Source organism: Corallococcus sp. CA041A, assembly GCF_003612075.1.
GTDB lineage: Bacteria > Myxococcota > Myxococcia > Myxococcales > Myxococcaceae > Corallococcus > Corallococcus exiguus.
Map to the genome: position 1 here is coordinate 1 of NZ_RAWF01000170.1, position 22,192 is coordinate 22,192.

16 protein-coding genes are annotated in these 22,192 nt (G+C 70.4%); 4 read left to right on the top strand and 12 right to left on the bottom strand.

The window, feature by feature from the left end:
• Window positions 1-2,251, top strand: a 2,251-nt coding sequence (locus D7V77_RS26945; RefSeq protein WP_120579171.1) for a GAF domain-containing protein, incomplete at its 5' end; no start/stop codon positions are given.
• Here D7V77_RS26945 and D7V77_RS26950 read toward each other — a convergent pair.
• The 5 genes from D7V77_RS26950 to D7V77_RS26970 form a co-directional block, all read right to left on the bottom strand.
• Complete coding sequence (locus tag D7V77_RS26950) at window positions 2,248-3,264, bottom strand: hypothetical protein (RefSeq protein WP_120579172.1); 1,017 nt, start codon at window positions 3,262-3,264, stop codon at window positions 2,248-2,250. The two genes, D7V77_RS26945 and D7V77_RS26950, sit on opposite strands and share 4 nt — an antisense overlap.
• Entirely contained in the window at window positions 3,261-3,761 is a 501-nt protein-coding gene (locus D7V77_RS26955; RefSeq protein ID WP_120579173.1) for a hypothetical protein, read from the bottom strand. Before D7V77_RS26955 ends, D7V77_RS26950 begins: the two co-directional genes overlap by 4 nt.
• 172 nt (window positions 3,762-3,933) lie before the next feature.
• Window positions 3,934-5,664 (bottom strand): hypothetical protein, encoded by a 1,731-nt coding sequence (locus D7V77_RS26960; protein ID WP_147452168.1) that lies wholly within the window; start codon window positions 5,662-5,664, stop codon window positions 3,934-3,936.
• Window positions 5,665-5,687: 23 nt separating this feature from the next.
• Window positions 5,688-6,233, bottom strand: a complete 546-nt coding sequence (locus tag D7V77_RS26965) for a hypothetical protein (protein ID WP_120579175.1) — start codon at window positions 6,231-6,233, stop codon at window positions 5,688-5,690.
• Window positions 6,234-6,323: 90 nt separating this feature from the next.
• A complete protein-coding gene (locus D7V77_RS26970) occupies window positions 6,324-8,360 on the bottom strand; it encodes an alpha/beta fold hydrolase (RefSeq protein WP_120579176.1) in 2,037 nt (678 codons plus the stop codon).
• 360 nt (window positions 8,361-8,720) lie between these two features.
• On the opposite strand from D7V77_RS26970, the gene D7V77_RS26975 reads away from it, so the two are divergent.
• Window positions 8,721-10,208, top strand: coding sequence for a DUF4397 domain-containing protein (locus D7V77_RS26975; RefSeq protein WP_120579177.1), 1,488 nt, complete (start codon window positions 8,721-8,723; stop codon window positions 10,206-10,208).
• Between the two features lie 2 nt (window positions 10,209-10,210).
• On the opposite strand, the gene D7V77_RS26980 is transcribed toward D7V77_RS26975, so the two are convergent.
• From D7V77_RS26980 to D7V77_RS26990, 3 genes are all read right to left on the bottom strand, one after another.
• Window positions 10,211-10,876, bottom strand: coding sequence for a hypothetical protein (locus D7V77_RS26980; protein WP_120579178.1), 666 nt, complete (start codon window positions 10,874-10,876; stop codon window positions 10,211-10,213).
• Window positions 10,877-11,044: 168 nt separating this feature from the next.
• The gene (locus D7V77_RS45785) at window positions 11,045-14,626 is read right to left on the bottom strand and encodes a M1 family aminopeptidase (RefSeq protein WP_120579179.1); all 3,582 of its coding nucleotides are present in this window, start codon (window positions 14,624-14,626) and stop codon (window positions 11,045-11,047) included.
• A complete protein-coding gene (locus D7V77_RS26990) occupies window positions 14,623-15,543 on the bottom strand; it encodes an ABC transporter ATP-binding protein (RefSeq protein WP_120579180.1) in 921 nt (306 codons plus the stop codon). The genes D7V77_RS45785 and D7V77_RS26990 overlap by 4 nt, the downstream gene beginning before the upstream one ends.
• A 107-nt stretch (window positions 15,544-15,650) precedes the next feature.
• On the opposite strand from D7V77_RS26990, the gene D7V77_RS26995 reads away from it, so the two are divergent.
• On the top strand, window positions 15,651-16,181 hold the full coding sequence (locus D7V77_RS26995; RefSeq protein ID WP_126933250.1) for a hypothetical protein: 531 nt from the start codon (window positions 15,651-15,653) through the stop codon (window positions 16,179-16,181).
• Here D7V77_RS26995 and D7V77_RS27000 read toward each other — a convergent pair.
• Window positions 16,090-17,469: a FadR/GntR family transcriptional regulator gene (locus D7V77_RS27000; protein WP_120579182.1), complete on the bottom strand. Its 1,380-nt coding sequence runs from the start codon at window positions 17,467-17,469 to the stop codon at window positions 16,090-16,092. The genes D7V77_RS26995 and D7V77_RS27000 overlap by 92 nt on opposite strands.
• Before the next feature lie 1,159 nt (window positions 17,470-18,628).
• Between D7V77_RS27000 and D7V77_RS27005 the strand changes: the two genes are divergently transcribed.
• Window positions 18,629-19,795, top strand: coding sequence for an acyltransferase (locus tag D7V77_RS27005; RefSeq protein WP_120579183.1), 1,167 nt, complete (start codon window positions 18,629-18,631; stop codon window positions 19,793-19,795).
• Window positions 19,796-19,811: 16 nt separating this feature from the next.
• On the opposite strand, the gene D7V77_RS27010 is transcribed toward D7V77_RS27005, so the two are convergent.
• The 3 genes from D7V77_RS27010 to D7V77_RS27020 form a co-directional block, all read right to left on the bottom strand.
• Entirely contained in the window at window positions 19,812-21,389 is a 1,578-nt protein-coding gene (locus tag D7V77_RS27010; protein ID WP_233597254.1) for a response regulator, read from the bottom strand.
• Between the two features lie 182 nt (window positions 21,390-21,571).
• A complete protein-coding gene (locus D7V77_RS27015; RefSeq protein ID WP_120579185.1) occupies window positions 21,572-21,937 on the bottom strand; it encodes a VOC family protein in 366 nt (121 codons plus the stop codon).
• A gap of 33 nt (window positions 21,938-21,970) precedes the next feature.
• Window positions 21,971-22,192 (bottom strand): helix-turn-helix domain-containing protein (locus tag D7V77_RS27020; RefSeq protein WP_147452169.1); only part of this gene is annotated, 222 nt, incomplete at its 5' end.

The window sequence follows — 22,192 nt, forward strand, 5'->3', positions numbered from 1 at the left end:
GATGGACACGGGCGTGGTGCAGGGGGTGGAGGCGGTGCTGGTGCTGCCGCTGCGGGCCCGGGGGGGCGCGATGGGGACGCTGACGGTGTGGCGGGAGGCGCCGGAGCCGGCGTCGTTCGATTCGGCGGAGCAGCTGCTGCTCCAGGAGCTGGCGGACCGGGCGGCGCTGGCGCTGGACGTGGCGCGGGCGTACGCGTCCGAGCGGCAGGCGCGGCAGGCGGCGGAGGTGGCGGCGGGAAGGCTCGCGCGGCTGCAGCACGTCACCGCGGAGCTGTCGGAGGCGCTCACCGCGGCGCGCGTGGCGGAGGTGGTGCTGGAGCAGGGGCTGGCGGTGGCGGACGCGAAGGCCGGGGCGCTGTGGGGCGTGGCGCCGGACGCGATGAGCGCCTCGCTCCTGCGCTGCGCGGGCTGCACGCCGGACGCGGCGGAGCGGCTGAAGCGGATGTCCCTGGAGGAGGACTCGCCGGTGGCGCGGGTGCTGCGCGAGTCGCGGCCGGTGTGGCTGACGGCGGAGGACGCGCTGTCCGGGGCGGAGCGGCCGGCGAACTCGTCCGCGTGTCTGCCGCTGGTGGTGGACGGGCGGGCGCTGGGGGCGCTGGTGTTCACCTTCGGCCTGCCGCACGGGTTCGACGACGACGAGCGGGCCTTCCTCCAACTGGTGGCGCACCACGCGGCGCAGGCGCTGGCGAGGGCGCGGCTGTTGGAGCGGGAGCAGCGGGCTCGGGCGGCGCTGCGCGAGGCGCACGGGACGCTGGAGGCCATCATCCAGGCGAGCCCCACGGCCATCATGCTGCTGGATCCGGACGGCACGGTGCGGCTGTGGAATCCGGCCGCGGAGCGGATGCTGGGGTGGACGGCGGAGGAGGTGCTGGGGAAGGTGTTGCCTGCCGTGCCGCCGGAGCACTGGGAGGCGTTCCGTCACGGGCTGGAGCGTGCCACGCGGGGCACGGTGCTGGACGGCGCGCCGCTGGCGGCGCGGAGGCGCGACGGTGGCGCGGTGCAGGTGGCCATGTGGACGGGGCGCGTGCACCCGGCGAGCGGCCCGCCTCAGTGCCTGAGCGTGATGGTGGACATCACCGAGCGCCAGCGTGGCGAGGCGGCGCAGCGCTTCCTCGCGGAGGCCGGCGGGGTGCTGGCGGGGAGCCTGGAGGAGGAGGAGACGCTGGAGCGCGTGGCGCACCTGGCGGTGCCGCAGTACGCGGAGGCCTGCGGCGTGTTCCTGGAGGACGAGTCCGGCGGCGTGCGCTGCGTGGCCACGGCGGGCGTCGAGGACGGTGACGTGCCGCCCCCGGGGCTCGCGGTGGTGGCGCGGGTCATCCAGTCCGGGAGGCCGGAGTCGCGCTCGGGGCTGTCGGAGGGGGACCCGTCGTACGCGCGGGCGGGCGGGACGTGCGCGTACCTGTGCGTGCCGCTGCGGGTGCGCGGGCACACGCTGGGGGCGCTGACGTTCGTCACGTCGAAGGGGGCGTACGACGCGCAGGACCTGGCGCTGGCACAGGAATTGGCGCGGCGGGCGGCGCTGGCGCTGGACAACGCGAGCCTCTACCGGGACGCGCGTCAGGCCATCCGCCTGCGCGAGGAGTTCCTGTCCATCGCGAGCCATGAGTTGAAGACGCCCATCAGCGCGCTGCAGCTCCAGGTGCAGAGCCTGCTGGCGGGGCTGAATCGGTCGGGGGCGGCCTTCGACCCGGAGCGGCTCAAGCGCGGACTGGAGCGGGTGGACCGGCAGGTGAAGCGGCAGACGCTGCTGGTGAACGACCTGCTGGACGTGTCCCGGTTGAGCGCGGGGAAGCTGGAGCTGGTGCTGGAGCCCCTGGAGATGGGGGCGCTGGTGCGGGAGGTGGCCGAGCGCTTCGAGCAGGAGTACGCGCGCTCGGGCACGCCGCTGGAGCTGGTGCTCGCGCCGGAGGTACTGGGGCAATGGGACCGGCTGCGGTTGGATCAGGTCTTCACCAACCTGTTCTCCAACGCGCTGAAGTACGGGCGGGGCAACCCGGTGCACGTGTCCCTGGAGGTGGAGGCCAACCGGGCGCGGCTGCGCGTGAAGGACGGCGGCATCGGCATCGCGAAGGAGCACCTGCCGCGCCTGTTCCACCGCTTCGAGCGCGCGGTGTCCGAGCGCAACTACGGCGGCTTCGGGCTGGGGTTGTGGATCGCCCGCCAGATTGTCGAGGCGATGGGCGGCCACATCGAGGTGGAGAGCGTCCTGGGCGAGGGGTCCACGTTCATCGTGGAGCTGCCGCGTGGCTAGCGGTGGAAGGCGGGGAGCCCCTCCGCGATGAAGCCGCAGCCGCGCTGGGATTCGCGGCGGTGGAGGACGTGGCAGCGCTCGGGGGTGGGGCAGTCGGTGTCGTGGGTGCAGGGCTGGAAGCAATAGCCGCTGGTCTCGTCGCAGGTGAGGCCCTTCGCGCAAGGGGCCTTGTCATCACAGCGGGTGCGGCACTCGAAGGCCCCGGTTTCGAGGGTGGGTTCGGCGAAGCCGCGCAGGCAGTCCTGGTTCGCGGCGCAGGGCGCGGCGTCCAGGCAGGCGGGGCCCACGAAGGGGCGGCAGGTGGGGACTTCGCCCGGGTAGTCCGTCTCGCAGCGTTCGCCTTGCGGACAGGCACGGTCGCGGCAGCTGGGGACGCAGGCGCCGCGGACGCGGTAGGGATTGGGGGCGCACTCGGTGCCGGTGGCGCAGGCGTCCGGGTCGTGCACGTTGCACGGCGGGCCGCAGAACTCATGGACGCAGAGGAGCCCCGGAGCGCAGCGGCCCTCCAGCTCCCGTGAGTACCCGGTGCACCGCTCCCCGGCGCGCAGCGTTCCCTGTGGCACGCAGCGACGGAGGACCTGGCCCGAGGCGGACGTGTCCACGGGGTGGCAGGTATCGGGCGGGGTGCAGTCCGACGCGTCGTCGCAGAAGCGGTGCAGGGGCTGGCAGTCGCGGAAGCCGAAGTCCGGGTGATGCGCGCACACGGTGTCGGCGGGGCAAGCGTCGTCCGCGTCGCAGCGGTCCTCGCAGGCGAGCGAGCCCCGGGTGTCCGCGTGGCAGTTCGTCGGGACGTTGGTGAGCCGGATGCCGTTGCTCAGCACGACGACGTCAGGAGGTTCGCTCCCTTCGCTGTCCGGGTCGTCGCTGGATTCGAGGTGCAGGCGGACGGGGTCGTCCGACAGGTCCGCCTGCGCGGTGAGGTCCGGTCCGGGCCACGCGAGCCACACGCCCGTGCCCACGGCGGTCACGAGCGCTGTGAAGGCGATGAGGAGGCTGAGTTTGCGCGGAGTCACAGGTCGAGCACCTGTCGCATCCACCGCTGACTCTCCTCGTCCCGGGTCACGAGTCCGTCGAAGCGACCCGCGCGCATCATCTCCACGAGGGCCGTGTCCTGCGCGATGAGCCTTGCCGCCGCGAAGGGGAACGTCGTGGTCGAGCATCTGCCCGGGATGAAGTCCGGTTCCCCCGGAAGCAGCGCCATGAACCGGGCAAGCTGGTTGAACAGCTGGTCCACGTTGGAAGCCACCGGCACCACCAACAGGTCCTCCTGCATGTCGATGTAGAGCACTGGCTGGACTCCGTGCTCATCCGCAAGCGTCGGCACCACGCCGTAGTAGTACGCGAGGTTCGAAACCTGCCCGAAGAGAACACATGAAGAGAATGGAGCCTGTCCCCTGCCCCGCAGCCATGCGTTCACGTCCAGGACTCCATCCGGGCCGGAGCCAGGACGATACAGCTCGATGTCTCCCAGCGTGGCTCGGCCCGCTCGCGAATAGATCCCGGCGAGCATGGGATCGAGCGGATGCCCCAACAGCGTTGAACCAGGACGGGGAGCATCGGCCGAGGGTGGCTCCACGCTGACCCGAAAGCCCAAGCGATGGCAGGCCTCGATCAGCCTCGTCAATCCGCCCCTCTCTGTATCCAGTCCCGCCAAGCGAACGCGCCTCCTGAAACGCCAGGGCCTATAACCCCAGCACGGCCGCGACTTCCTTCAGCGCGGCCTTCTCCGCGGAGGCAAGCGCAGCTCCCGACTTCGACGGATCGTACAGGACGTGAAACCACCGTCCGAAGTGCTTGTGCGTGATGCGAGCGATTTCCTCCACCTCTTTCGCGGAGACGTTTTTCGCGTTCGTGCGCACGAGGGTCCAGACCGAGTTGACGCTCGAATGGACCTCCCGCGCCATGCCCACCAGGTTCTCCGCCACGTTGACACCGCGGGTGGGAAACAGATGGGCATGCTCGATGGGCACCAGATGGTGCACTTGATACGCCCCCAGGAGGTCCTTCCCCAAGGCTTGTGCCAACTGGGGCCGGTGCACCTCGAAGTACTCCTGTCGAGCCCACTCCCTGAGCTTGTCTTTCGAGTACTTGTCCGTGATGGGCCTTCGGAGTTGGTGTTCCATCCCCTTCAGCAATGACTGGAGCTCGGCCTGCTCCCCAGTCTTGAGTGCCGTCAGGCCCTCTGCCTCCACCTTCATCCAGATGCGCTGGAGGGCTTCGCGCTCGGCGGGCGGAGTGCGGATCAACACCGTGCGGAACCACTGCGCGGCCTTCGCCCCTCCCCTGCCGAGCACCGAGACCACCGTGGGCGCGACAGCCTCCATCGCGCCGAGCGCGCCCTTCGCGATGAAGCCTCCCACGTACCAGTACGCGAGCTGCTCGAAGGACCACACGCCCGCGAGGCGCGCACTGTCCTCCACCTCCTCGCGCCAGCGCCGGAGGATGTCCTCCTGCATCGCCCGGTACTCCCTGGCGATGTCCTGCATCTCCACTGGAGGCTCGGAAGGTTCGAGCGTCGTCGCGGCCACCACCCGCCAGCGCGGCTCCGCTTCACCGCGCACGTGCCTTCCCTCCAGCTCCACTTCGACGGTGCGGCTTCCCACCGCGTTCGCGAAGGGCAACAGCGCCTGCATCACCGGCATGCGGAGATCCGCGCTCCCGGGAGCAATCCTCCGGCCTGAGCCTTCCTGGACCTCGAACACGCCCAGCTCCACCTCCGGATGCAATCGCAGTCCTTCGAACTGGAGCCTTGCCCTCTCATGCACCCGGCCCTCCCAGGGAACCCGGGACGCGGGCAGCAGCTGCCGGGCCACTGTCAGCGCATCCGACACCAGGGGCTCGGACGCTCCCGGCAGGGACTCGGGCACTGTTCGCGCATGGACCGCGACCGCCCCACGGACCGTCTCCAGGTCGAAGCGCCAGCGCTCCGGCCCACGCTCCAGCGTGAAGCGCACACGCCGTGGCTTCACGCCCACCAGCGTGGACAGGCTCCGCGTCAGCTCGTGGGAGAACCCACTCCACTCCACGGCCGCACCGGCGCCCTGGCCTGTCGCCGTGCGCCGGAAAGACACCAACGTCAGCGCACCGTCGTGCACCTGGTAGTCGAAGGTCCACGCCTCGCCCGGAACTCCGCGCGCACCCGCGACCTCCCAGAGCTCGCGCACCACCCGGGCCGCTTCCGCCTGCCGGGCGCGCTCACCTCCCACGGGCCCGGCACGCTCCAACGCCCCCTCTCGCGTGAATCCGAGGCCCGCGCGCTCGGCCGGGGTGTCGTCACCCGTCGCTGCTTCGAACGACTCGCGCTCGAAGGAGCCATCACTCGCGCACGCGGCCAGCGCGAACACCCACAGGAGTCCCAGCACCGGCGGCATCCGGTGCCAGGGCCCCTCTCCACGGGAAACGGAACGCGTCATCGCGTCCCGAGCCTATGTGGAAGCTACAGCGCCAGGAGCAGCAGCGACGCCTGCTCCGCGGGCGAGGCCGCGAGGAAGGCGTCCGGCAGCGTGATGACCGTGGGCGGCATGAACGAACGGTCGCAGCTGCGCTTGCCCTCGTAGGTGCGGCCCTCCTCCTTCGCCTTCAGCCGGTACGTGCAGTCGCGCACGTACACCGTCAATTCCTGCGGCGACAGCGTCAGGTTGACGGGGCGCCCGTAGAAGCCGCCCTTCGCCTTCACCGCGTCGCCGTCCTTCTTCACTTCCAGGTTCACCACCGAGGTCCCGATGTTGCCCTTCACCTTCTCGTCCTCCAGCCTCAGCGTCACCGGGGCGTCCGCCACGCGGCCTCGCAGCTCGCCTGGAAGACGGGACACCTGGAACTCGGGGCCCGTGACGTTGTCCGGCGTCATCCGCAGGTTGAACTGCGTCCGCGCCACGCTGAAGGCAATCTGGTCCTGCTCCGAGGACGCCCACGCTCCGCCCACACCCGCGAGCACCGCCAACACTCCCACACCCCGACGCAATGACTGTCTGTCTCGCTTCATGGATAGGACCCTCCTCGCTGACATGGACAATGTGTAACGCCCCCGGGGCGGCGACATATCGGCCGCGCCCGGGTCCCTCCGAAGTGGGGGCTACTTTCCGCCCGCTGCCCCGCCCCCCTGCCCTGCCGCCGGGCCCAGCAGGTGCTTTTCGAAGAACATCAGCGCCGTCGTCTGGGCCATGTCCCGGTTGGTCTTCTTCTGGAACCCGTGCCCCTCGTCCGTGGCCAGCAGGTACCAGACGTCCGCGCCCTTCTTGCGCACCGCCTGGGCGATCTGCTCCGCCTCCGACTGCGGCACACGAGGGTCGTTGGCCCCCTGTTGCACGAAGAGCGCAGCGCGAATCTTGTCCACCGACCCCAGCGGCGAGATGCGCTCCTGCACCTTGCGCACCGCCGGGTCGCGCTCGTCGCCGTACTCCGCGCGCCGCAAGTCCCGCCGGTACGCCTGCGTGTTCTGCAGGAACGACGGCAGCGACGAGATGCCCACCACGTCCACCGCCGCCTTGATGCGGTCCGGGAAGAACGCCGCCGTCGCCAGCGTCATGTATCCGCCGTACGAGCCGCCGTAGATGCCCACCCGCGCCGCGTCCAGCTCCGGCCGGGAGGCGACGAAGTCCAGCGTGGCCCCGATGTCCGCCAGACTCGCCTCGCGCTTCACGCCGTCATCCATGGCGCGGTACGCCTTGCCGTACCCTTCCGAGCCGCGCACGTTGGGCAGCAGCACCGCCATCCCCAGCTCCGTCACCATCAGCTGGGTCTGCGCGCTGAAGATGGGCTGGCTCTGCCCCTCCGGGCCGCCGTGGAACATCACCACCACCGGCACCTTCCCCTTCGCGTTCTTCGGCAGGTACAGGAACGCCGGCACCTTCACGCCATCCGTGGACGGGTAGCGCACCAGCTCCGGCTCCACGAACGTCTCCGGATCCAACCCGCCCACCTCCGAGCGCGTCCAGCGCGTGGTCTTCTTCGTGCCCAGGTCCACCGTGAAGATGTCCAGCGGCACGCGCGCCGACGTCAGCGAGAACGCCACCCGGTCCGACCGCTTCGCCGGGAAGCGGACCTGCGAAATCACCCCGCGCGGCGTCTCCACCGGCGACAGCGCCTGCGTGCGCGTGTCCAGCAGATACAGCCGGCCGAAGCCCTCCTCGTTGATGGCCACCGCCAGCTTGCGCCCGTCCGGGGACAGCTCCAGGTTCTGCACGTTCCAGCGCACCGACTTCGTCAGCGACGGCGGAGCGGCCTGGGGCGCGCCCGTGAGCGGCAGCCGGTACACCTCCGCGAAGTCGCTGTAGCGGTCCGTGGCCACGTACACGCCCTGTCCGTCGTGCGTGAAGACGGCGGCGTCCACGCTGCCCTTGCCCTCCTTGGGCGTCAGCTGCGTGCGCGCGTTCGTCTTCACGTCCACCACGCTCAGGTCCGCGTCGTCCGCCGCGCGGAACTGGCGCACCAGCAGCTTCGAGCCGTCCTGGGAGAACTCCAGCGGCGCCCAGCTGCCCTCCACCTCCGTCACCCGCTTCGCCTGCTTGGGGTCCGCCGTGGGCGCCACGTACACGTCGGTGTCCTTGCCGTTGCGCCCCGTGCCCGCGTACGCGAGCCAGCGCCCGTCCTTCGACACCACCAGCTCCTCATGCCGGCTCTTGCCGTCCGTCAGCAGCTCCGAGCGGCCCGTGCGCCGGTCCAGCTTGAGCACCTGGTAGAACTCTCCGCCGCCCGTGTCCTGCAGGTAGAAGACAATCTGCGGATTGCCCGGCAGGAAGCGCGCCCGGTTGATGGGCTCCTTCGTGAAGGTGAGCTGCGTGCGCGCGCCCAGCGGCATCTCCACCAGGTGCAGCTGGTTGACGTCCGCGAAGCGCGTGGAGATGAGCACCTGCTGGCCATCCCCGCTCACGTCCAGCAGCTGCGCGGAGCGGGACTCCAGGTACTGCTGCACGCGCTGGGAGAGCGCGGGCGGCACCGGCGGCACGCCGCTCACCCACAGGTTGGGCAGGCCGGGCAGCGGGGCGATGCCGGGGACGGCGGACGGTGCCTTCGCGGCGGCGGCCGGCGCGGGGGGCGCCTTCGACGGGGCCGGCGCGGGCGTCTGCGCCGCGAGCAGGGACACGATGAGTGGAAGGGACGCGAGGTTCATGGTGCCACCGACCCTACCAGCGCCGTCACGTTCCCCGGCACCCACGCGCGCCGTTCCTCCCTCTCCGCGCGATGATGCGTGTTGAACACTGGATGGCCCGGGCGGCCACCCTGTTGGATGCCGCGCCGCGGCGGCCGAACGAGCGTGACCGCGGGGCAGGGTGATCGCTCCCGGCCTCACTTCGAAGCCCTCCACGCCTGTGATGCCCGGGGCTTGCGACGTGCGCCGGTGCACAACGTCGCGGGCGGACAGTGGCCCTTGCGTGGGGGTTCGCCTGCGTGGGGGTGATGCCCACCCTTACCCCTGTCGACATCGGTGCCGAGCCGCGTTCGCGGCCCGCCGAGGAAGGGGGACTTCGACATGGCCAGGATGCGGGAGAAGACACTGCTCGTCGTCGCGCTCACGTCGCTGGGGGTGTTCGCGCCCGCGTGCGGCGGCGGCTCGGCGGAGGACTCCGACGCGCCGCCCACCCAGGACGGGCCGGTGCTCGTTCCGCCCACTGAGGCGCAGCTGCGCATCGTACAGGCAGCGCCGGGCTCGCCCGCGATGGACGTCTACCTCGCTGGCGACCCCACGCCCGTGGCCCGGGCCGTGGCCTATGGCGCCACCACGCCCTACCTCACGCGCGACGCGGGCGCTGTCACCGTGGAGCTGCGGCCCGCGGGCTCGGCGGCGAGCACCGCGCCCGTCGTGTCCCAGCGGGTGGGCATGGAGGCCGGGACGCGCTGGACGGTGGTGACCGCCGGGGCCTTCGGCGCCTCGGACTCCGGCGCGGCGATGCGCACGCTGCTCCTGCGCGACAACACCGTGCCCGCTGACGGAGGCCAGACGCGCGTGCGCATCATCAACGCCGGCACGGACGCGCCGACGGTGGACGTGGACCTGGGCAATGACGGCTCGGTGGAGGTGGCGTCGCTCGCGCGCTTCCGCGACTCCGGCGAGCAGGCCCAGGTGCTGCCCTCGGGCGCCGCGTTCCAGGTGGGCCTCCGCACGGGTGGCCAGACCCTGACGTCCTTCACCGTGCCCGCGCCCGGCTCCGGCACCGACACGCTCATCGTCGCCACCGGCCTCATGTCCGCCTCCGCGCGCGCGGGCGACGGCTTCTCGCTGCTCACCGCGGGCCGCGACGGCACGCTGGCCATCCTCCGGCAGAACCCCACGGTGTACGTGCTGCACGCGTCACCGGACGCGCCCGCGCTGGACCTCTTCGCTGGCGAGCGTGAGCTGTCCGGTGACCTCTCCTACGGCACGCTGTCCTCGCCGCTCCAGGTGCCGCCGGGCGCGTACACGCTGGACTTCTTCGCCGCCGCGTCCGGGACGGAGCGCCCCTCGAGCGCGCCGGTGGCGACGGCGACGACGCCCACGCTCGTCCCGGGTGAGCGCTACCTGATGGTCGCCGCGGGCTATCTCGAGCCGCCCCGGCCGGCGGCGTCTCCGTTCACGCTGCTGCCCCTCACGGACCGCTTCGCGAGCGACCCGTCCAACCTGCGCCTGCGCTGGGTGCACGCCGCCGCGGACACGCCCGCCGTGGACGTGGGCCCGCTGGGCTCGGAGCGCCGCGTGCTGCCGGACGCGCCCTTCCTGGACGTGCCCTTCGCCTCCGCCACCGCGCAGGACGGCCTGCCGCTGCCCTCCGGTGGCACCGTCACGCTGGGAGTGGTGCCGTCCGACGACGCCAACCGTGCGCCGCGCACGAGCTTCTCCGTGACGCCCCAGCCGGACACGCGCGTCTTCGCCGTCGCCACCGACACGCCCGGCTCCGCGCCTGGCAGCTGGGACCTCCAGCTCCTGTGGGTGGACACCACCCGCACGCCATGGACCGTGAGCACGCGGGCGCATGGGCCCTGACCTCAGAAGGCCCAGCCCACGTTGAGCAGGATGCGCTGGGTGAACAGCCACGTCGACTGGTGGACCCGCGTCAGCGCCGAAAGGCCGTTCTCGACGGGGCGCACCATGTCGTAGGCGAGCGCCTCGCGGCGGGCCCCGAACCCCACGCCGCCCTGCACCGTGAAGCCGGGCTCCAGCACCACGCTGTAGCCCACGACCGCCGCCCCACCCACGGACCAGATGTCCGTGGAGTTGTCGATCAACGACAGTCCCTCGTCCTGGCTCGGCACCGTTTCACTCGTGTTGCGCCCCAGGCTCGCCTCCAGGCGCGGTGACACCCACAGGCCCTGGGGCGCCCGTCCCGTCAGGTAGAAGCGCACCGAAGGCTCGATGCCCAGCCGGTAGGAACCGCTGTCGAACCCCTCCACGCCGTCAGCCTGGGTCTCATCAAACCTCGCGCGCACCTGGTTGAAGAGCGCGGACACGCCCAGGCCCACGGAGAAGCGCTCCCCCATCACGCGCTCGCCCTCCAGTGACAGATGACTCAGGCTCTGGAGGGGGACGGACACCGTCACCACGTTGCGCCGCGCCACCGGGAGCGCCCCCGTGGTGACGGCCTCCTCCTGCGCGAACGCCGCCGCCGACACAAGCACCCACGACACACCCAGCTTCCACTTCATCGCGACCATGTGATGACCCCCGTCATGGAGCGGACCCCCGAGGCCCGTCATGCGGAGGACGCCCATCGCAATCGATGTGCCAGCCTGCTCGCAGAGGGAGCGGCGCGGCGGTGGCGTCTGACATCGTGACAACATGTCCCCTGCGCGAGGAGACACGCGTGTCACCGTGTCACCGTGTCACCGCGGCGAGAGCTTCGCCTGGGCCTGCTCGCGGCGCAGCTGGAGCACGCGCACGTCCGGGTCCACCAGCAGCCGCTCCGGCTCGAACGCCGAGCGCAGCGTCACCTGCACCGCTTCACCCGCCCCGGGCTCCACGCGCGCCAGGGCCTCCGCGCCCCCCAGGGGCGCGGCGGACTCCCCGGCCTTCGTCACCGTCACCTCCACCGGCATGCGACCCGTGCCCACGTTCGTCACCGTCGCCGTGGTCACCCACTGGCCGCCGGACTTCGTCACGCGCGCGTCGCTGACGCGGTACTCGGGCACCACCACTTCGAAGAAGGCTTGCCGGGTGAAGCGGTCGAACGCTTCGGGAGACGGCGCGAACGGGCGCATCACCGCGATGAAGTCCTGCAGCACCGGATGGTCGGCGTTGTTCATGTATTGCTTCAGGAAGGCCTGGAGCCCCGCGTGCATCGCGTCGCGGCCCATCAGGTCCTCCAGCATCCAGAACGTCCAGCCGCCCTTCTCGTAGAGGACCACCGTGTCGCCGTCGCGCGAGCCGTCCAGCTTCACCAGCGGCTGCTCCGCGTCCACGCGCCGGTCCTTGCCGTAGCGCTCCTCCATGCGCTTCGCGGTCTGCCGGCGAGCCTCCTGCCCATCGAGCTGCTCGATGAGCTTCAGCGACGAGTAATGCGACATGCCCTCTGACAGCACATTGCCACCGGGCCCCTTGCCGGGGATGAGCAGGTCGCCCCACCACTGATGCGCGGCCTCGTGCGCGGTGACGAGCAGCACCGCGTTCGACTCCGGTGTGGTGAGCGTGAGGAACCCGATGGACTCCGAGAACGTGATGTCCGTGGGGAAGCCCTGCGCGTAGTTGTCCAGGCCGGCGAACTCCGACAGCTTCAGCTCGGCCCACGGGAACGGGTGGAACCATTCCGAGTAGTACCGGCGCGCGGCCTCCAGCCCGCGCATCATCTCCGGCACGTTGTAGCCGTGCGAGGGGTCGTGGAACACCACCGTGCCCGCGCCGTCCACGCGGGTCCACTTCCCCGCGATGACGTTGAAGAAGCTCACCGGATGGTCGCTCCGCCACACCGTGGTGCGCCGGCCGTCCTTCACCGTATCGCTCTCACGCACGCCCACGGAGTTGAGCGTGTAGGACTCCGGGCCGCTGACGCGGATCCGGAAGGGGAACGGCATGTTGCTGCCCCAGGCGGCATCCGTGGGCCCTTCGTAGAAGTCGTCCGCGTACACGCGCGGCTCGTAGCGGTTCTCCTTCGGGTCGATGCCGCGCTCCTCCTCGTAGCCGACGACCGGCGCGAACGTGGGCGTCTCGCTGGTGAGCACCACGCCGGACGGGAGGATGAACTCCCTGAACGCGCCGCCCTCGCGGGACACGCCATCCGGCACATGGCCCGCATACTGGAAGCCCACCGTCACCTTCGCTCCGGGCGGTAGCGGCGGGGACGGCGTGAAGACATACAGCCCGGCGCGGTCCTCCGGCGTCACGTCCTTGCCGTCCAGCGTCCAGCGCACGTCCGTCCAGCCATCGCCGCCGCTGAGGGCGAAGCGCGGCAGCGCCACGGTGTGCCGGTTCAGCAGCGTGTACGTGCCCTTCATGCGGAAGGCGCTCGCCTCCGGCTCCAGGTCCACGTCCACGTCCACATCCGCCAGCATGGGCTGAGGCGCGTCCTTCCACGTCGCCAGGTTCTTCTGCCAGTACTCCTTCGCGCGCTTCTTCGCCGCCGCGCCCTGGTGGCCCTGCCCCACGAGGATGCCCAGCCACGTCAGCGCCACCACCGGCACCGCCAGGTACGGCGCCAGCCGCCACAGCCCGCGCGCGAGGCCCGAAGGCTTCAATCCTTCCAGCGTCGTCACCGAGTCGCGGACGCGGCGGCCATCCAGGCGCACCGCCAGCGCGGTGAAGAAGACGGCCGCGCCCAGCGCTGCCACGCGGTTGAGCACCAGCGCGGCGCGATCCACCTGGAAGGCGCCCAGGTCGGTCCACCGCACTGCGTCCCACAACGGCCAGTTGGTCACCCAGGTGAGATCGCCGCGCACGGCGAGGTAGCCGGTGAAGCCCAGCGCGGACAGGGCCAGCGCGTAGGTGCCGAAGCGGCCTCCCGTCACCGCGCGCGCGGCCAGGATGAAGCCCGTCCACAGGAGGAACGTGGGGAACAGCAACAGCCCCCACACGAGGACATACGGCGTCAGCGACAGCGGCACTTTGCCCTGCGACACCTGCACCAGCGTGCCCGCGAGCGCCATGGCTGCGAGCAGCGCCACCGCGACGAGGCTGTTCGCCAGCGCCTTGCCCAGCAACACCGACAGCGTGCGCACCGGGGTCGCGTCGTGGATGGGCGCGAAGCCGGAGGCCTGCTCACGCTCCAGCGACTCCACCACGTAGAACATCAACAGCAGGCACACGAGCACCGACGCCTGCCCCATCGTGCGCACCGCGAAGCGCCCGGGCACCAAGAGGAGGCTCGTGTCGAAGGGGCCCACCGCCGTGGCGCCCTGCGACACCATGTGCAACATCAGGAGCGGCAGGAACAGGTAGAGCCCCGGCTGCGACAGCAGGCCCCGTCCTTCCGCGCGCGTCACCGTCCACAGCCCCGTCCAGAAGCCCGGCGGACGGACGCCCATGCGCAGCGCGGACAGCGGCGCCTCCGCGTGCGACAGCGCCACCTGTTTGGGAGGCGCGTCCAGGACCCCGCCCTTGCGCGGAGCCTTGGTGCCCACCTCGCCCCGGAGCGCTCGGCGGAAGTGGCTCTCGCTCCAGGCCACCGCGCCCAGGCCCAGGGCCATGAGCACGAAGCGGCTGGTGACGAAGAGGGCGTCCAGCCCCACGGGCTGCGTGTTGTAGAAGTCCACGCCCCGGTCCACCTTGATCCACGTCTCAGTGAGCCACCGGAAGCCACCGGGATCCAGCGCCATCAGGAGCCGGTTCACGCGCGGGTCCAGCCAGCCGGGGGACCAATCCCAGAGGAAGAACGCGCTGAGGAAGAACAGCCCCACCGGCAGGAAGTACACCGGCACCGCGCGGCGCGTGCGCTCGCCCGTGGCGAAGGCCGCGCCCGCCATGAAGACAATGAGCGGCAGGCCGAACCACACCGCGCCGCCCACGTAGTTCCCGAACGCGAAGGGCCCTCGGAACTCCGCGTCCGCGCCCGCCGGCACGACGTGGTGGAAGAAGACGAGCCACCCCATCATCCACCCGAGCGCCAGCACATACGCGCCCAGCACGCCCGCGAACTTGCCCCACACGTACTCCGAGGGCGTCAGCGGCGTGGTGTGCAACAGCGGCTGCACGCGGGCCTCGTCGTCGGAGATGACGGACATGCCCGCGCCCACGGACACGAAGAAGGTGAACAGCATGAAGGAGAGCAGCAGCACCGTCTGCGCGACGGCGAAGGCGCTGGTGATCCACGCCTTCTTGCCGCCCACCTCCGTGCTGCCCGCGGCGATGGTGACGTTGCCGGAGGACACGCCCCACACCAGCAACACCAGCAACACCAGCAACACCCAGAACAAGGGGCGCCGCGTCTGGTGACGCCACTCGGTGCGCGCCACGCGCCAGAGCCGGGCCGCGTTCACGCGCCCACCGCCGGGGCGGATGCGGGCGCCGGGGCCTTGGGCTCGGGCGCGTCCTTCATCAGGAGGAGATAGGCGTCCTCCAGCGTGGGCGGCGTTCGCTCGAAGCCGGGGGGCACGGGCGCGCCCGGAGCGGCGTGGATGCGCACGCGGTTCTTGCCCTCGAAGAGCACGGCCTGGGTGACGCGGTGGGCCTGCTGGAAGGCGGCCATGTCGGCCGGGGGGACGGTGCCTTCGAAGAGGGAGTCGTGGAGGGCGGCCTTCGCCTCGGTGGGACTGGTGATGGCCATCACTCGGCCGTGGCGGATGACGGCGAAGCGAGGGCAGAGCATGGCCACGTCCTCCACGATGTGCGTGGATAGGAGCACTGTGCGCTCGTGGGCCACCTCCGCGAGCAGCCGGTAGAAGCGCTGGCGCTCCTCGGGGTCCAGGCCCGCGGTGGGCTCGTCCACGATGAGGAGCTTCGGGTCGCCGGCCAGGGCCTGCGCGATGCCCAGCCGCTGCCGCATACCGCCGGAGTACTCCTTCACCTTGCGCTTCGCCGCGAAGGTGAGGTTCACGCGCTCCAGCAACTGGGCGCACAGGGCCTTCAGCCCTTGCGGCGCGGTGACGCCCTTGAGCTCCAGCAGGTAGCGCAGCATGTCCTGCCCGGAGAGGTACGGGTAGAAGCCGAACTCCTGCGGCAGGTAGCCCAGGTGCGGGCGCAGCGCCTCCGGGTGGCGCACGAGGTCCAGGCCGTCGAGCGTCACCTCGCCGGAGGTCGGCTCCAGCAGGCCGGAGAGGATTTTCATCAGCGTGGATTTGCCCGCGCCGTTGGGCCCGAGCAGGCCGAACATCCCCTTGGGAACGTCCAGGTCCACGCCACGAAGGGCCGTCACCGGGCCCGGATACACCTTCACCAGGTTGCGCAGGCTGAGCATGTGGCCCGTTCTACGCCGAAGCCGGGGTCTCCATTTCCAGCTTCGCGAACGAAGGGTGCACGGCGCGTCCATGAGCGCTCTCGCGCGGTGTGTTAGACAGCCTGAACATGAACCTTCGACCTATCTGCCTTTCCGTCTTGGTGGGCGCCTTCGCGTTCCTGGGCTGCTCGGGTCCGACCTACCTCCACGGCAAGGCCCTGGAGCAGAACGAGTACCGGGGCTACGGCGAGTACCTGCCCGAGCGCGACCGAGAGGTGCTGGCCCAGGCGGCGGCGGTGAAGGACGCGGCGGCGGTCATCTTCCTGCAGGAGACGTTACCGGAGGGCATCGAGATGACCTCCCACATGCTCCAGGTGAAGGACGGGTATTCGCACCAGTTGCTGGGCAAGCTGGCCTTCAGCCAGGGGCGGGTGGACTCCAAGCAGGACCTCATCGCGCACGTGAGGAAGGTGGCGCAGGCGGCGGGGGGCGACGCGGCCGTCGGCCTCTTCCTGCTTACGCCGGCCAACGACTACACCCAGGCGCAGGCGGTGGAGGCGGTCATCCTCAAGCTGGACCCGCGCGTGCGCGCGAAGCTGCGTCCGGATGAAGCGACGGTGAAAGGCTCGTCGGCCGCTCCCGGCATTGAGCAGCTCTGAGCAGGTCGCCTGAAGCGCGGTAACTCGAGGCGAGTCGTCCCAGGGAATGCGCAGTGGACCGCAAGAGGCGAGCCACCCACCGTCTCAGGTGGCCGTGAATCGCGCCACCCACCTCGCGTTCCGCCACGTCCGCTTGTCCATGGGCGCGGGTGGGTGGTGGTTCGGATTGAAGGCCGCCATCCGAAGACGAATTGTCACAACTTGTCCGACAGTCGGAAAGGTTGCCCAAGGCCGCTTCCAGCAGGTCCGTCTCGATGCATTCCCCCCGAGACGCGAGCAAGGCGAGCCCGCCGGCATCTGAAGACAACGACCCTCCGCTGTCGGGCTCCACAGGGAAGCAGGGAGCAATCCCGAGCACCTGGATATCCCCAGCGGCTGACGCAACGCCGCCAAGGTCGCGCTCCTCGCCCAAGGGCCGTGCCTCCAGCGCATTCTCCTGCACGCTGCATTGTGTGGAATCGCCGGGACGGCACTCCTGGACGCAAGGCCGCGCCTCCAGCGCATCGTCCCGCGCGATGGCTGACACAGGGGTGCCGTGAACGTCCGACTGGGAGCCTGGGGCGACGGGGGCCGCAGGTACCTGAGGAGCAGGGGCGAAGGCATTCAGCACGCGCTCATCGCGCGCCTTCAGCAGTGCCGGCAGCTCATGCTGAAGTGCCTGCACGTCGCGCTCGTGCAGGATTGCCATCGCGCGGAAGGCCCACTCGCGCAGCGCCTCTCCGCCCATGAGCGGCAGCAGTTGGGCGGCTCCTCCCAGGAAGGCCCGCTGCAGGGACTGCACGAGGAGCACGTGCCCCGGACGCGCCGCCACCCGCGCCGCATGCCGCAGCAACTCGAATTCCGCCTGCGCGCAGGTTTCCCCCGACTCCCAGCGCGCCGCGTCCTGGAGCTGGTAGCACGTGCTCCCCAGCCGGTCCAAGTCGAGGTCCGAGGCCCTCGCGCAGCAGTCGGCCAGAAGCTCCACCAGCACCTGCCGCTTGAGGCTGAAGTAGCCCTCCAGAAGCCACCGGGCATCCGGGTTGCTCGCGTCATGCAGCGCCAGCCCCAGGTTCTCCAGCGTCAGTGACTCATCCAACGGCACCGCGCGCGTCTTGCGTCCGGGGCGCTGCACCACCAGGCCTCGCGCCGCCAGCCGCCGCAGCGCCTCGCGGATGGTGCCCCGACACACCTCATAGCGGCGCGCCAGCTTCGCTTCGGAGCCGAATTGTCCGCTCGGGTGCAGACGCCCCAGCGCGATATCGCGTTCGATTTGCGCCTCCACATAGGCCACGAGTCCTCGCCGTTCCATCCCCACTCCCCCTCCTCGTCCCAGCATCGCCATCCAACCACAGGGGTCTGACATGGACGTGCGAGCCCACCCTTCTCATTGCCAGCCAGGGGGCAACCTCCGGGCCCGGTCGGAGAAAAACCTGTCCGACTGTCGGACAAGTGCGCGGGCCGCATGCAGCGAAAACCTGTCCGACTGTCGGACAGGTTTCTGGCCTGTGCTCCCGGCGGACGGCCCCCACGTCCATGGACCCTCTTGGCGTCCGCGCACGCACGGCGTCGCGGCTCACCGCGAGACTCCGTCAGGCGCACTTCCTCGACGTCTTGTGGCGCGAGCCTGTCCGACCGTCGGACAGGTTTCTGGCCTGTGCTCCCGGCGGACGGCCCCGACCGTGGAGCCGCTTTCTCTCTCCGCGCACGCACGATGTCGCAGATCACCGCACGACTTCGTCAGGCCCACTTCCCCGGCTTCGTTTGGCGCGAGCCTGTCCGACGGTCGGACAGGTTTTGAGCATGCGTGCCCTTCAGGGGCCCTCTCCGTGGACCCTCCTTGCCGTCCACGCACGACGTCTTGGCCCACGGCGGGCATGCGTCTTCGGCTTTATGTGGCGCGAACTTGTCCGACTGTCGGACAGGTTTCTGGCCTGTGCTCCCGGCAGGAGCCCTCTCCGTGGACCCTCCTTGCCGTCCGCGCACGCACGATGTCTCGGCCCACGGCGGGGCTCCGCCGGGCATGCGTCTTCGGCTTTATGTGGCGCGAACTTGTCCGACTGTCGGACAGGTTTTGAGCATGCGTGCCCGGCAGGGGGCCCTGTCCGTGAACCTGCTTTCTTCGCCCGCGCACGCATGACGTCGGGAACTGCTTCCGAGCTCCACCAAGCGCGTGACCTCGGCTTCGTGTGGTTTGAGCCTGTCCGACTGTCTGACAGGTTTCTGAGCTGCGCGCCCGGCCGGCGGACCTGCCTGGTGGCCCCGCTTTTTCGGCGGCTCAATGCCTGCCGTCCCGGGTCATCGCGGAGCGCATCCGATGCGTGTCATTGCGAAGGACTTCCGACCGTGGGTGGGGTTGAAACACTTCTGGTGACCTGACTCGCGCCGTGAGTCTACTCAGCCGCCGGTCAGGTCCATTGCACCCGGGCTGATTGAGGAGCACGCTCGGGGCTGCGAGACTCGCGGCCCTCATGGTTTCTTCCCTGCAGCAACTGCATGCACTCACCGGGCTGCGGTTCCTCGCGACCGCGCACGTCGTCGCCTACCACGTGTATCACCTGGTCTTCTCCGGCACGGAGGCGCCGCCGGGACTGCACGGGCTGCTCGACAGCGGGTACGTGAGCCTCGGCCTCTTCTTCGTCCTGTCGGGCTTCATCCTTGGCTACAACTACCTGGAGCAGCCGCCGGGCACGTACGCGGCGCGCAAGGCGTTCTGGGTGGCCCGCTTCGCGCGCATCTATCCCGTCTATGCGTTGGGCCTGGCACTCGACGCTCCCGCGTACCTCAAGGGGCTGCGTGATACGTGGGCGGTGGCCCCATCGAGGGGGCTGCAGCACGCGGAGGCACTGGTGGTCACGCCGCTGCTGCTCCAGAGCTGGACGCCTTGGACGGCGATGGCGTGGAACGGCTCGGGCTGGTCGCTGGCGGTGGAGGCGTTCTTCTACGCGGCGTTCCCCTTCCTGGCCGGGAGGCTGGGCCTGCTGGGGCCAAGGGCGCTCGCGGTGGGCGCGGCGGTGACGTACGGAGCCGCGATGGTGTTCCCGGCGCTCTACATGACGGTGGATCCGGACCACACCGGAGGCACGGCGTCCGCGTACAACTCCGGCCCGTGGATGCTGGCGCTGCGCTTCAACCCGCTGGCGCGGCTGCCGGAGTTCATCCTGGGCATCCTCGCGGCGCGCTTCTTCCTGCTGCGGTCCGGAGAGTCGCGGCGCTCGCATCCGGTGGCCGTGGCGGTGGTGTGCGCGGGAGTCATCGCGGCACTCGCGGGGAGCACCGTGCTGCCCTTCCCGCTGCTGCACAACGGGCTGCTGGCGCCGGTGTTCGCGGCGTTGTTCATCCTGCTGTCGTGGAGCCAGGGCGCCGTGGCTCGGGTGCTGGCTTCACGGCCGCTGCGCCTGCTGGGTGAGGCGAGCTATGCGCTCTTCCTCTTGCACATGCCGGTGCTGTTCGCCTGGAAGGCAGTGCTCAAACGGCTGGGTGAGTCGCCCACGGCCGCCTGGGCGGTGGTGGCGTTCGTCGTGGGCTCGATAGGCCTGAGCTTGCTCGTGCATGAGCGCGTGGAGAAACCCGCCCGGGCATGGATCCGCGACCGGTGGGCTCGGCGAGGCACGGAGCAGTCCGCAGCGGGCCTCTAGCCCCGGGCGTGAGGTCCTATGCGCTCTTCATCTGGGACCGGCGGCGTGTGCCGCGCTTCACGGGCCCCAGCTGCGCGAGCACCCGGCCGATCTCCACCAACTCCACGGGCTTGACCAGGTGCAGGTCGAAGCCCGCCTCCTCGCTGCGGGCCCGGTCCTCCGGCGTCCCATAGCCCGTGAGCGCGATGAGGTGCGCGTCCGACGCCACGCGCCCGCTCAGCTCCTGCGCCACCTGATAGCCGTCCAGGCCCGGCAGGCCGATGTCCAGGATGATGACGTCGTAGGTGCCAGGAGTCGCCATCGCGAGCGCCTCCGGACCGTCCGAGGCGACCGCGACGGTGTGGCCCCATAGCTGGAGCATCTCGCTCAGGCCGTCGCGCGCGTCGGGGTTGTCGTCGACCAGGAGGATGCGCCACTCGCGCCGGCGGGACTCGATGCGCTCCACGGTGGCCTCAGGCCTCGCGGCGTCCGTGAGCAGCGGCAACGTGATGGTGAATGTGCTGCCCTGGCCTGGCCCCTCACTGAAGACCTCCACGTGGCCACCGTGTTCGGTCACGAGATGGCGCACCAGCGTCAGGCCAATGCCCAGTCCGCCCCGGCTGCGCGCGAGGCCCGCGTCCAGCTGCGCGAAGAGCTCGAAGATGTGCTCCTGGTCCTCCGGCCGCAGGCCGATGCCAGTGTCCTGCACGGAGACGCGCACGCGCGAGTCCTCGGACACGTGGGCGCCCACGGTGACGATGCCGCCCTCGGGTGAATACTTGGCGGCGTTGTCGAGCAGGTTGGTGAAGACCTGCTCCAGGCGCGTCCGGTCGCCGTCCACCCAGCAGGGCGCGGTGGGGCGGGCCTCCCGCAGGACGAGTCCGCGCTCCTCCATCACGGGCCGCGCGGCGGCGAGCGAGTGCTGCAACACGGTGTTGAGGTCCAGCCGGCCGCGACGCAGGGCATACTTGCCGCGCGTGATGCGGCTGACGTCGAGCAGGTCGTCCACCAGGTGGCGCAGGTGGCTCACCTGCCGCTCGATGATGTCGCGGCGGCGTGCGTCGGCTTCGGACAGACCGTTCGAGTCCTTCTGTCCGAGCATCTGCACCGCGACGGAGATGGCGGCCAGCGGGTTGCGCAGCTCGTGGGCGAGCATGGCGAGGAATTCGTCCTTCTTGCGGTCGGCCTCCTCCAGGCGGGCGGCGTTCGCCAGGGCCTCGCGCTCCACGCGCCGCAGGCGCAGGACGCTGTTGACGGTGGCAATGAGCTCTTCGGGGTCGAACGGCTGGGTGAGGTAGACGTCCGCGCCGGCGCGCAGGCCCGCGACCTTCTTCTCCGCGGTGATGAAGGTGGCGGAGGTGTGGATGATGGAGATCTCGCGGGTGCGAGGGTCCTCCTTCAGGCGCCGGCACACGTCATAGCCGCTCATGTCGGGAAGCTTCACGTCGAGCACGATGACGTCAGGGCGTGAATCGAAGGCGACCTGCAGGGCTTCCTCTCCGGTGACCGCCTCCAGCATGCGGTAGCCCGCCTGGCGCAGCGAGAAGGTCCCCAGATAGAGGCTCGCGGGCGTGTCGTTGACGTGGAGGACGGTGGCGTTGGCGATAGCGAGCACGGGCGACATTCCCAGGGAGGAGCCGGCCCGACTTCTACCGCGCGCCAGGAACGCAAGCGATCCGGGATCACTCCGCGTCCCGCCCGCTCGTGCACCACGCGTCGCGGGAGGGCCGGGAGTGTTGGGACCGCGACAGCTCGCGTGAACCGCGGCACTCCCCGCCCTACCGTTGGTTCAGCGCCTCAAGGCTCCGTCCACACCGCCAGCTCGTTGCCCGTGGGGTCGGTGAAGTGGAAGCGCTTGCCTCCGGGGAAGGAGAACGTGTCCTTCACGATGCGCCCACCGGCCTCGCGTACCTTCGCCAGCGTCGCGTCCAGGTCCTTCGAATAGAGCACCAGCAACGCGCCGCCCTTCGACGCCTCCCGCTCCTTGTCGAAGCCTCCGTTCAGCCGCCCGTCCATGAAGCTCGTGTAGTCCGGGCCGTAGTCCTCGAACCTCCAGCCGAACACTGCGCCGTAGAAGCGCTTCGCCTCCGCGATGTCCTTCACGGGAAGCTCGATGTAGTCGATGCGGTGGTGCTGCTCGGCCTGCTGCGGTGCGGTGGACATGGTGTGCCTCCTCGAAGTGGGAACACCCCCACCTTACGCACCCGCCCCCTCCGGCGATTGGACGAATCCGACCTCCGCCTGCTCGCGCACGTACGCCCCCGGCGTCAGCCCCGTCAGCGCCCGGAATTCCCGCACCTGGTGCGCCTGGTCGTAGTACCCGGCCGCCAGCGCCCACTCCGCGCCCTCCAACTCCCGCGACAGCTCCACCGCGTGCTGCATCCTCGCGATGCGGCACAACACCTTCGGCGACAGCCC